This is a genomic window from Nocardiopsis endophytica, from assembly GCF_027706725.1.
GTDB classification, from domain to species: domain Bacteria; phylum Actinomycetota; class Actinomycetes; order Streptosporangiales; family Streptosporangiaceae; genus Nocardiopsis_A; species Nocardiopsis_A endophytica.
Genome location: NZ_JAQFWQ010000097.1, coordinates 15,677 through 27,012 on the forward strand (window position 1 = coordinate 15,677; position 11,336 = coordinate 27,012).

An 11,336-nucleotide genomic window follows, 5' to 3' on the forward strand; every position below is an offset into this window, starting at 1 on the left:
AGCGTCGCAGGGGACGTGAGTGACGAGATGACACCGGCGCACGGTCGGCACCGCCGGCACGCCGCCGAGAGCGCCCCGGGGCCGGACTTCGCCTCCGCCCTGCTGGAGGCCTTCTCCCGCGAGCGCATCCGGGCCGAGCACATCGCCCCGGCCGGGATGCGGATGGAGCTGCCCGGGGGCGGCACCACCGACCTCGACCTGGGCGACGCCTTCCGCGAGGCCGCCGGCCTGCCGCCCGGTGACCTGCCCGAGTTCGCCGCGGGCGTGGTCCGCGGCATGATGCGCGGCTTCCGGCGCCGCGGGGTCCCGCTGGGCACGCACTACCCGCTTCCGCAGGACGACACCGCCGGCCACACGGTGCTGCGGGCCCTGGAGGGACAGGGGTTCACGGCGGTCTTCCTCGACCCGGGGACGATCGGGCTGAAGGCTCCCGACGGGTTCGCGGGCAAGATCGACGCGCGCGGCTACCGATCGGCCGTCGAGGGCCGTCCGGCCGCCGAAGTCGAGGCGCTGGCCGCGGACTTCGCCCGGGACTGCGCACGGGACCTGGGGCGCGCCGCGCACCAGCCCGAGTCCGTCACGGGCGATGGGGTTCAGGCCCTGCGCCTGCGGTTGTACCCGGAGTCGGCCCTGACCGAGGAGGTCCGCGCCGGACTCGTGACGCGCGAGCTCGCGCCGGGGCTGTGGGAGACGGTCGCCGTCGACTTTCCCGACAGTGTGCAGGCGCTCCAGCGCTCCGCCCTCGACCGGACCGGGGCCTCGCCCGAGCGGGCGTTCCAGGACGCGATCCGCAACTCGGTGGAGGAACCCGCGGAGATCACCCCGCACGAGGGGCCCGGTGGAATCCCGCTGGTGCACATCGGGGGCGACCACCCGTACATGGCGGCGCACGTGCACACGCTCGACCGCGCGCTGGGCGGGGTGCCGCCGTCCGGGGCACTGGTCATCCTCCCGGTGCCGCAGGTGGTCATCGCCCACCCGATCGGGGGGCACCACCCGGTCGCCGCCCTGGAGACGCTGCAGGACGTGGCCGCCCACTACGTCCAGGGCGACAGGCCCATCACCGACCAGGTGTTCTGGTGGCGCCCGGGCGGCGGCCCCGACGGCCGACCGGACCTGCGGCCCGTGCGGGTGGAGGTCGACCACGAGGCCAGGAGCATCGCCCTGTACGCCGACGACGACTTCCACCAGGTCGTGGAGGCCTTCTCCGCCCAGCGGTGATCCGGGGCGCGGAGCGGCCGGGCGGGCGCATACGGCGGGGATGAGGCGCCATGGGCCCGCCGTGGGCCCGCCGTGGGTCAGCCGTGAGGCCGCCGCCGGTCAGTCCCAGCCGATGCCCAGGACCCCGCCGCCCATTCCGTGTTCGGCGATGTGCACCGACCCGCAGGGCGCGGGGTCGAGCTCGCCCTCGACCACCTCGGGCGAGGCCGGGTCCGGCTGGGAGAAGCGGAAGCACCGGCGCGGCAGCGCGCTGGGGTCGAAGCGGACGTCCAGGACGTAGGTCTGTGCGGGATAGCGGAACGCCCTGCGGAAGTCCCTGCTGGCGGTCGGGTCGGTGATGGTGAAGGCGTACTCGATGAGCTGCGTCTGCCCGGCGTGCAGCGCCCGGTCGAAGAGCAGTTCCGCGGCGACGAGGGGGTCGCTGGGGTGGCTGCGCACCCGCCCCACGGTGCAGCCCTCGACGGCCTCGGGGCGGATGGCCGACGGGGGAACGCCCGGTTCTCCGCTGTAGACGACCGTGCACCGCTCGGGTCCGTCGTCCAGCGCACGCAGCACCATGCGGGTCCCCACCCGCCGGATCGACCGGTCGGCCCCCACGAGGACGCTGTCCATCTGGCAGAACGCGCGCAGCGCCGTGTCGCACGCGACCGGGGCCCCGATGCCCGGCGGAAAGGGCACGGGGTCGCCCGGGCCGGGGAACGCACGGCCCGGGCGGTGGGCCCACCGCCCGCGCGGGCGCGGTGGGCCGAGCAGCGCGAGCAGCGAGCCGTCGGGGAGGCGCAGGATCTCCTCGATGGCACCGAGCGCGCGCAGCGAGTCGGGGCGCTCGGGCCTGCTGCGGCCCTGCCTCCAATAGCTCAGCGCGGTGAGGCTGACCCGCACCCCGCGCGCGCGGATGCGCCGCTGCAGGCCCTCCAGGGTCAGCCCGCTGTCCTCGACCGCCGCGCGCAGGGCCTCGTGAAAGGGGCCGACGCGCAGCAGCTCCATCGTCGTGTGACTCACCGGCTCCGGCGGCCGCGTGCGGGCGACCGGTGCACTCCCGTCGGCCACGGCCACCTCCGTGCGCTCGGGCCCGTTCCAGGACGCCCTTCTCTTACCACGCGTTCCCGTGGTCGGCCACGGCCCCCATCGGGACGGGCACGGTCCAGGGCGTCAGGCGCGGGACCGGTCCTGTTCGGCCGCGTCCAGACCCGCCTCGATCACGGCGCGCATGATGCGGGACAGGCGCCGCTCCCCCAGCCTCGGGGCGCGGCGGGCCATGGCGGCGACGAGGCTCCGCTCGCGCTTCTCGTCGCGGCCGGCGAAGCCGCCGACCGGCTTGAGGCGCTGCACCTGCGCGGCCAGCAGCGCGCGCCGTTCGAGCAGCTCGGCGAGCTCTGCGTCGACCTGGTCGATGCGCCCGCGCAGTTCCTGCACCTGAGGGGCGTTCGCTTCGGCGGCGCCATCGGTGGGGGTCATCGTCGCTGATTCCTTTCGGCCTATGGGCGGTCGACCGCCCTGGCCAAAGGGGAGCCGACCGCTGGAAAAAGAAAAAGAGCGGAAGGCGTCGCCTTCTCGCTCTCAGCCGGCTCGGGACCCGTCGACCGCTCTGCTCACGCTCCAGCGGCCGGCCGCACCCGGGCCGGCTCGATAAACGTATAGCGGTGCTTCTGGCAGGTCACGACGGAGAGTGTACCGCAAGCGCGCGGGGCGCCCGCCTCCCCCGCCGACGAGGCAGCCAAGGGGGGCCGCCACGAGCCCGCCACGGAGCCGGGACTCCCCGTTCCGCGACACACGCGCCCGCGCACCGGCCGAGGCCGGTGCGCGGACTACCGTGAACGCATGCCATCCCTGAACGACACCCGCGTGCGCGACTTCCTGATGGAGGGCACGCGCACCGCGAAGCTCGCCTACACCGCTTCCGACGGCCGCCCCCTGGTGGCTCCGGTCTGGTTCATCGTCGAAGACGGGGAGATCGTGTTCAACACCGGCAGGGAGACCGCCAAGGGGCGCTCCATGGCCCGTGACCCGCGTGTGGCGGTCAGCGTCGACCTGGAGGAGCCGCCGTTCGCCTTCGTCCAGGTGCAGGGGCGCGTCGCGCTCTCGGAGGACCCCGGCGAACTGCTGCGGACCGCCACCGAGATCGCAGGACGCTATATGGGGCGGGAACGCGCCGAGGAGTTCGGCCGCCGCAACGGCGTCCCCGGAGAGGTCGTCGCGCGCCTGCGCCCGGACAAGGTCATCGCGCAGTTCGACATGACGGAGTGAGCGCGGGGCGAGGGGAGCCGGGCGCGGGCGCCGGGCGGGGGCGCCGGGCGGCTCAGGCGTCCGGGCGCCGCGCGCCTCCCCGCTCCCACAGTTCAGCGCCGCGCACCCCCGCTGCCTCCGGGTCGAACACGGGGTCGCGGCCCTGCCTGCGCTGGGCGTCGTAGTCGCGCAGCGCGGCCAGTGCGGGCCTGGCCAGGAACAGCAGGCACAGCATGTTCACCCACGCCAGCGACGCGTAGCCGACGTCGCCGACCGCCCACACCAGGTCGGCCGACTCCACCGACCCGTACAGCGTCACCGCGAGCACCGCGCCGCGCAGGACCGCCAGCGCGGCACGGGGCGGCGCCGCCCCGAACAGGTAGGTCAGATTCGTCTCGGCGATGAAGGTGAAGGCGATCAGCGCGGTGAACGCGAACAGGGCCAGCGCCACGGCCACGAACAGCGGCCCGGCGCCTGCGAAGAGGGTGCCGACGGCGCCCTGGGTGAAGGCGGGCCCGGCCTCGGTGCCCGGGACGTGTTCCACCACCGTGCTCCCGTCGGGCGCGGTCACGTTGTAGTTCCCGGTGACCACGATCATGAGCCCGGTGGCCGTGCACACGAACAGCGTGTCGACGTACACCGAGAACGCCTGCACCAGGCCCTGCTTGACCGGGTGGGAGACCTCGGCGGCCGCGGCGCCGTAGGTGCCCTCGCCGACCCCCGCGACGTTGGAGAAGACCGCGCGCCGCACGCCCCAGGCGACGGCGGCGCCCACGATGCCGCCGAAGACCGCGTCGGCGCCGACGGCGCTGGCCGCGATGAGGCGCAGCGCCCCCGGAACGGCCGAGGCGTTGGCCGCCAGCACGGCCAGGGCCGCCGCGATGTAGCCGACGGCCATCACGGGCACGAGCTTGTCGGCGGCGGCGACGATGCGGGCTCGCCCGCCGACGATGATGAAGCCGAGCAGGGCCGTCAGGACGGCGCCGGTGATGCGCGGGTCGAGCCCGGCGGCGGTGTCGAACGCCGCGGTGATGCTGTTGGCCTGCACTCCGGGGGCCAGGACGGCGTACAGGGTGAGCGCGGTGAGCGCCGCGACGACGGCGAGCCACTTCTGCCCCAGGCCGCGCTCGATGTAGTAGGGGATGCCGCCCCAGTAGCGGCCGTCGACGCGGCGCTTGTACATCTGGGCCACGGTGGCCTCGACGAAGGCGAGGGCGCCGCCGAGGAGGCCCATGACCGCCATCCACACCAGGGCCCCGGGGCCTCCGGCCGCGACGGCGGTGGCGACTCCGGCGATGTTGCCGACGCCGATGCGGCTGGAGAGGGTCAGCATCAGCGCCTGGAAGGAGGAGACACCCGCCTCCGTGCCGGACCCTCCGCGGATCTGGCGGAGCATGTCGGGGACGCGGCGGAACTGCACGCCCCGGGTGAGGACGGTCAGGACGAGTCCCAGCCCGAGTGCGAGGACCACGAGGGGGTCCCACAGCCGGTCGTTGAGCGTGACGAGGAAATCCATGGCGGACCGCCTTCCGGTCGTCCGTGGGTCGGCCCGTCGACGGCGCTCAGGGGGGGCGGCTCGGCGGGTCTGCGTTCCGTATGCGCGGAGGACGAGCACCGGCCCTGAGAGCGCGCGGGCGGGCCGTGGGGGATGGGGAGTGGGCGAGTGGGCGGGACGCGGCCGGACGGCCGTCCCGCGTCGGTGGCGCCGGGAAGCCCTGACGGCGCAGGGGCGTCGCGTCGTGGCCGGACGGCCGCGCACCGGGTGGGCGACGCGGGCAGGGGCGTGGGCAAAGGCACGGGCAGGGGCAGGAGCCGTCCGCGCCGTCGGACGCCGCCCGTGCGGGCCGGTGCAGGCCCCATGCAGGCCGGTGCGGGCCCGTGCCCGGCGCCGCGCCCCGTCCCGCCTCGTCAGGTGCTCTTCCTGCGCTACAGGGTGAACCCGCGCGGGAACGGGTCCCGGGGGTCGAGGAGGTACTGGCCCATGCCCGTGATCCAGGCGCGGCCGGTGATGGTCGGGACGACGGCGGGCAGGCCGCCGACGTCGGTCGTCTCGATGAGGCGCCCGGTGAAGCGCGTCCCGATCAGGGACTCGTTGACGAAGTCGCGGCCCAGGGGCAGTTCTCCGCGCGCGTGCAGCTGGGCCATGCGCGCGCTGGTGCCGGTGCCGCAGGGCGAGCGGTCGAACCAGCCCGGGTGGATGACCATTGCGTTGCGGGCGTCGGCCCCGTCCCGCCCGGGGGCGACGAGCTGTACGTGCTTGCACCCGGAGATGCCGGGGTCGGCCGGGTGCACCGGCCGCGCCTGCTCGTTGATGGCCGCCATGATCGCCATCCCGGCCTCCATCATCCGGTCCCGCTCGGCCCGGTCGAAGGGGATGCCCAGGTCGGCGATGTCAACGACGGCGTAGAAGTTGCCGCCGTAGGCCATGTCGTAGGCGACCTCGCCCAGGCCCGGCACGGTGACCGAGGCGCCGGTCTCCACCGGGAACGCCGGGACGTTGCGGAAGGTGACCGCCTCCGCCCGGCCGTCCTCGACGGCCACGTCGGCGGTGACCAGCCCGGCCGGGGTGTCCAGGCGGACGCGGGTGACCGGCTCGGCGACCTCCACCATGCCGGTCTCCACCAGGACGGTGGCCACACCGATGGTGCCGTGGCCGCACATCGGGAGCAGGCCGGAGACCTCGATGAACAGCACACCCCAGTCGGCGTCGGGGCGCAGGGGAGGCTGAAGGACCGCCCCGCTCATGGCGGGGTGCCCCCGGGGCTCGTTGACGAGCAGCTCCCGGATGTGGTCGAGGTGCTCGGCGAAGTGGGCGCGGCGCTCGGCCATGGTGGCGCCGGGCACGGGTGCCACACCGCCGGTGATGACACGGGTCGGCATCCCCTCGGTGTGGGAGTCGACGGCGGAGAAGTAGCGCGCGGCCCGCATCTCAGGCCGCCGCGGGGTGCGCGTCGAGGTGGTCCATGGCGCGGCGCATGTCGGCCTCCAGATCGGCGAGGCGCTGCCCGGTGATGGGGCCGCGGGGCGGGCGGCAGGGGCCGCCGTACCGGCCGACCATGTCCATGCCGTGCTTGATCGCCTGCACGAACTCGGTGCGCGAGTCCCAGCGGAACGCGCCCACCAGGGGCTCGTACAGGGCGCGCGCCTCCTCCAGGCGGCCGGCGCGCGCGAGCCCGTACAGCCGCACCGAGGCGGCGGGGAAGACGTTGGGGAACCCGGCGAACCAGCCGGTGGCGCCCATGAGCAGGGATTCCAGGACGACGTCGTCGGCTCCGGCGACGACGGCCAGGTCCGGTGCGCGTTCGCGCAGTTCGAGGACGCGGCGCACGTCCCCGGAGAACTCCTTGACGGCTACGACGTTGTCGATGGCGGCGATCTCGGCGACGAGGCCGGGGTCCAGGTCGACCTTGGTGTCGAGGGGGTTGTTGTAGACCATGACGGGCAGGCCGACCGAGGCGACCTGCTCGAAGTGGTGCAGGACGGCGGCGCGGTCGGCGCGGTACATGGTGGGCGGCAGGCACAGGACGCCGTCGGCGCCGTCCTCGGCGGCGCGCTCGGCCCACATGCGGGCCTGGTGGGCGCCGACGCCGTGGACGCCGACGACGACGGCCCCGTCGCCGCCGACCGCCTCGACGGCGGTGCGTGCGACGGCTCTGCGCTCGTCGGGCTCCAGGGAGGAGTACTCGCCTAGGGAGCCGTTGGGGCCCACACCCCGGCATCCGCTGTCGATGAGCCAGCGGCAGTGTTCGGCGTAGGCGTCGAGGTCGACGCGCAGGCCTGCGGGGGCGCGCTCGTCGGGTGCGTAGGGCAGGGCGGTGGCGACGATGACGCCGTCGAGCCTTTCGTCGGGCATGGTGCGTCTCCCTGGTGGTGGCGGCGGTAGTGGCGGTGTTCGTGGCGGTGTTCGTGGCGGTGGTGGCGGCAGCAGCGGTGGTAGTGGCGGCGGTCGTAAGGCGGCCGGGTGGGCCGGGCGGAGTCAGGTGTCGCCGGCGAGGTCGCCGAGGCGGATGGGGACGGCGATGGGGCGGCGGTCGAAGCGCCGGGCGTCGTCGTGGGTGAGGCCGATGAGGTCGGCGGTGTTGCGTCCGCAGATCCGCCCCTGGCACAGGCCCAGCCCGGCCCGGGAGGCGAGTTTGAAGGCGCGTCCGCCCGGGGCGGAGCGCGCTGCGGCACGGAGGTCGCGCAGGGGTACCTCCTCGCAGCGGCAAACGACGGTGTCGTCCTTGGGCCATTCCTTCCAGCCGGAGCGGACGGGGTGTGCGGCGGAGAGCGCCGCCGCGAACCGGCGGCCGGTGCGGACACGGCGCAGGGCGCTCAAGGGCGGGGCGACGCGGTGGCCAGCGGCGCGCGCGGCGGCCGTACCGGCGACCTCCCCTTCGGCGGCGGCGAGCGCGGCGCCGCCGATGCCGGTCGGTTCTCCGGCGGCGAACACGCCGTGCGTGGAGGTGGCCTGCGCGGCGTCGACGAGGACGAACCCGCCGGTGGTCGCGCAGCCCGCAGCGATGGCGAGTTCGAGTCGCGGGGTGAAACCGAAGCCCAGGCAGAGGGCATCGGCGGCGATGGTGTGCTCGGTGCCGGGGAGCGGGCGCCAGTCGGGGTCGAGCCGTGCGGTGGTGACCGCTTCGAGGGCGCCGTCCCCGTGGGCCGCGATGACGGCGGTGCGGGTGCGGTAGGGGACGCGGTGGCGTGCCAGGGCGGCGGTGTGCCCGGCGAGTTCGCCGAGTTTGCCGGCGCCCGCGGCGGTGCCCGCGGGGTCGCGCAGCCAGCCGGACACGGGCGCGTTCGCTTCGAGGACGGCGGCCACGCGCGCGCCGACGCCGTGGAGGGAGCGGGCGACGGGGAGCAGGAAGGGTCCGGTCCCGGCGACGACCGCTGTGTTCCCGATGGCGGTGCGCTGGGATTTGGCGAGGGCTTGGGCGGCTCCTGCGGTGACGACACCGGGCAGGTCCCACCCGGGGAACGGCAGGACGCGGTCATGGGCGCCTGTGGCCAGCACCAGGACGGGGGCGTCGATGGTGCGGACGGCGTGGTGCGGCACGGCGCGGTCGACAGAGGCTCTCGGCCCGTCGTCCGGGGCGGCCACGCCCGCACCGGCGGAGCCGTCGGCGGGGCCGGTGCGCAGATGGAGCCGTGCGCCGCCGCCGGAGAGCGGTTCGAGCGCCCACACCTCGGTGTCGGGGAAGTGCTCGACCTCGCCGGGGAGGTCCGGGGCCGACCGGCCGTCCTCCTGGACGCCGAGCGCGTCGCCGCGTAGGTACTGCCCTCCCGGCGCGGGCTCGGCGTCGATGAGGCGGACGCGGGCCCCGGCGGCGGTGGCGGCACGAGCGGCGGCCAGCCCTGCGGGCCCGGCGCCGACGATGGTGACGGAGGGGTTCGCGGTCATGACGGGTTCTCCGCTCGACGCAGGCCTCCGGGCGCTCGTCGTGCCGTAAACCGGTCCAGGGGTGCGATGGCCGCGCGCGGTCCGGGGCTGGCCGCGCAGGGCCCGGGGCTGGCCGCGCACGGTCCGATGGCGGCACCTGCGACCCGCTCCGAACCCTGCCCTGCCTTCGGGAGCCCCGCGCGCTGCACAGTGGTCGCGATGGTCGCGCTCACGGGGCCCACTGGCCGAAGCGCGCTCATGACGGGTTCTCCGCACCGTGCTGAACGCGGATCTCGTCGCCGTCGGCGACGCGGCGGCGGCAGGCCCGCACGTCGGATTCGCCGTTGACCACGACGAGGCAGTCGAAGCACACGCCGATCCCGCAGAAGATCCCGCGCGGCCGCCCGGCGCCACGGGTGGTGCGCCAAGAACGGCGCCCGAGCCCGATGAGGAGCGCGGCCACGGTCTGCCCGGGGACCGCGGTGGTCCTCTCGCCATCGACGGTCACGGTCAGCCGATCACTCACGACCGTCCTCCTCTCCGCCGGTGCACGCCGGGGCCGCCCGCGAGGAGACCTCCCACAAGAACCCGGGAGGCCACCCGGCACCGCAACGGGCGGAGCGGCCGGGGACGGCGACAGCCCTCCCGCCTCCGACCGGCACGGTCGGTCGATCACTCACGAGCGCTCTCCTCTCCCTGGAGTGTGTGGCTCGCCTTCCCCGTCGGCCGTGGTGTCCGCTGTGGCGGGCGGAGGGTCGAGCGCGACGCCCGGCCGGTCGGCGCGGAACGGGTGCGGGTCGGTGTCGGCCGGTGTGCCGGTGACGAGGGCGGCGAGCAGGTGCCCCGTCCCCGCGGCCAGGCCCACGCCCGCCCCTTCGTGGCCGGTCGCGTGCCACAGGCCGGGGATGCGCGGGTCCTCCCCGATGACGGGCAGGTGGTCGGGCGTGTAGGGGCGGAACCCCCCGTAGGCGCGCATCACCGGGACCCGTGCCAGCGCCGGGAACAGGGCCACCGCCTTGCGTGCGATCGCGCGCAGCACCTCGACGCGTACGGTGTCGTCGAATCCGACCCGCTGGCGGCTGGAGCCGATCAGCACCGTCCCCGCGTGCGTGGACTCCACCACGGTGGAGGTGCGCAGGTCGGCCTCCCCCGCGCCCACCGCGCCCACGTAGTCGGCGTCGTACACCTTCCGGCGCACGGTTCCCGGCGGGAGCGGAGCGGTCACCAGCACCATGCCCCGGCGCGGCCGGACGTCGACGGGGGCGCCTGCCAGGCGGGAGAACTCGCCCGCCCAGGGGCCGCACGCGTTGACGACGGCGCCGCAGCGCAGGGTGCCCCGGTCGGTGCGCAGTCCTGCGACCGCGCCGGACGCGCCCCGTTCCAGGCCGAGGGCGGCGGTGCCGTGGCGCACCTCCCCGCCGCGGGCGCGCACGGCGGCCAGGAGGGCGGTCGCGGCGGCGACCGGCTGGAGCTGGGCGTCCTGCGGGTAGAGGACCGCCGCGCCCACCTCGGGGGACAGGCCGGGCTCCAGGCCCCGCGCCTCGTCGCCTCCGATGACGCGGGCGTCGATCCCGGCGGCACGCTGGGCGGAGGCGAAGGCGGTCAGCGGGTCCTCGGCCCCGCCGCCCAATGCCGCGACGAGGCCGCCCTTGGGATCCCATTCGGGGTCCGGGGCGTCCGGAGCGACGGCCGCGGCCCCGCGGAGGACGTCGGGCCAGTGGCGCAGGGAGGATCGGGCGAGTTCCAGCTCGGGGCCGGGCTCCTTGTCGGAGACCAGCACGTTGCCCTCACCGCTCGCGGTGGTGGCCCCGGCCGGGGCGCCGCGTTCGACGACGGTGACGCGCAGCCCGGCCCGGCCCAGGGCCTCGGCGCACGCGGCGCCGACGATGCCCGCGCCCACCACGACGGCGTCCGGATGTCCGGTCACGTCGCACCCCCAAAACGGGTGTTCAATGAAATGAACACCCGCGAGGCTAGACAGGCGGTGTGATCCACGTCAATCCCCGTCAGCCACTCTCCCCCGGATGAGCCGTGCGGACACAGGGGTCCGGGCACGCACGAGCAGCGACGCGGCAGGGTGCACGGGCCGTGACCGCTGGAGTGCTGTCATGTCCCTCGGACCTGCACAGCGAGCACTGTCGCCCCGGACTGTCGACCCGGGCTGACGGCGCGGGGCGTGTGGGCGAGCGGGTGAGCGGCTGGGCTGGTACCCCGCTTGAGGGGCCCGGCCGGGCGGCGGCCTGCCGGAGCGCGGGGTGGAGGGCGGCGACGACGGAGGAGGGCGGCCCCACCTGCAGCGACGTCGGGCGCGGCGCGTGTGCGTGGTCGGCGTTGATGGCGGCGACGAAGTGAGCGGGGTGGTTCCCCGGCCCCGCCTGCCGGGCGCGAGGCCCCTCGCGGTCCGGGCGGCGGCGCGACCGGGTGGGTGCGTGGTCGGGCAGGCACGCGGCCACCCGCGCGCGTGGCGGCCGCCGGCCCGGTGCCCCCTGCCCGGCGATGATCTCGACAATAGTGCTGTCATTCCGGC

At 75.4% G+C, this 11,336-nt stretch carries 10 protein-coding genes; 2 read left to right on the top strand and 8 right to left on the bottom strand.

The genetic code is table 11. The features are described from left to right. The first annotated feature begins 15 nt into the window (after positions 1-15). Positions 16-1,221 (top strand): hypothetical protein, encoded by a 1,206-nt coding sequence (locus tag O4J56_RS25110; RefSeq protein ID WP_270689160.1) that lies wholly within the window; start codon positions 16-18, stop codon positions 1,219-1,221. 99 nt (positions 1,222-1,320) lie between these two features. Here O4J56_RS25110 and O4J56_RS25115 read toward each other — a convergent pair whose 3' ends face one another. Then, entirely contained in the window at positions 1,321-2,223 is a 903-nt protein-coding gene (locus tag O4J56_RS25115) for a hypothetical protein (protein ID WP_270689162.1), read from the bottom strand. A 150-nt stretch (positions 2,224-2,373) separates the two neighbouring features. Continuing rightward, complete coding sequence (locus O4J56_RS25120; RefSeq protein ID WP_270689164.1) at positions 2,374-2,679, bottom strand: chorismate mutase; 306 nt, start codon at positions 2,677-2,679, stop codon at positions 2,374-2,376. Positions 2,680-3,042: 363 nt separating this feature from the next. Between O4J56_RS25120 and O4J56_RS25125 the strand changes: the two genes are divergently transcribed. Further along, complete coding sequence (locus O4J56_RS25125; protein WP_270689165.1) at positions 3,043-3,468, top strand: PPOX class F420-dependent oxidoreductase; 426 nt, start codon at positions 3,043-3,045, stop codon at positions 3,466-3,468. 52 nt (positions 3,469-3,520) lie between these two features. Here the strand turns inward: O4J56_RS25125 and O4J56_RS25130 are convergent, their stop codons facing one another. The 6 genes from O4J56_RS25130 to O4J56_RS25155 all read right to left on the bottom strand — a co-directional run bounded on the left by O4J56_RS25130 (position 3,521) and on the right by O4J56_RS25155 (position 10,736). Next, positions 3,521-4,963, bottom strand: coding sequence for an alanine/glycine:cation symporter family protein (locus tag O4J56_RS25130; protein WP_270689166.1), 1,443 nt, complete (start codon positions 4,961-4,963; stop codon positions 3,521-3,523). Positions 4,964-5,373: 410 nt separating this feature from the next. After that, on the bottom strand, positions 5,374-6,375 hold the full coding sequence (locus tag O4J56_RS25135; RefSeq protein ID WP_270689167.1) for a proline racemase family protein: 1,002 nt from the start codon (positions 6,373-6,375) through the stop codon (positions 5,374-5,376). A gap of 1 nt (position 6,376) precedes the next feature. Beyond that, positions 6,377-7,300 carry a dihydrodipicolinate synthase family protein gene (locus O4J56_RS25140; protein WP_270689168.1) on the bottom strand — a complete coding sequence of 308 codons (924 nt, stop codon included), beginning with the start codon at positions 7,298-7,300 and terminating at the stop codon, positions 6,377-6,379. A 123-nt stretch (positions 7,301-7,423) separates the two neighbouring features. Further along, positions 7,424-8,830: an FAD-dependent oxidoreductase gene (locus O4J56_RS25145; RefSeq protein ID WP_270689171.1), complete on the bottom strand. Its 1,407-nt coding sequence runs from the start codon at positions 8,828-8,830 to the stop codon at positions 7,424-7,426. 235 nt (positions 8,831-9,065) lie between these two features. After that, positions 9,066-9,335, bottom strand: coding sequence for a (2Fe-2S)-binding protein (locus O4J56_RS25150; protein WP_270689172.1), 270 nt, complete (start codon positions 9,333-9,335; stop codon positions 9,066-9,068). A gap of 150 nt (positions 9,336-9,485) precedes the next feature. After that, the gene (locus O4J56_RS25155; protein WP_270689173.1) at positions 9,486-10,736 is read right to left on the bottom strand and encodes an NAD(P)/FAD-dependent oxidoreductase; all 1,251 of its coding nucleotides are present in this window, start codon (positions 10,734-10,736) and stop codon (positions 9,486-9,488) included. Positions 10,737-11,336 lie beyond the last annotated feature (600 nt).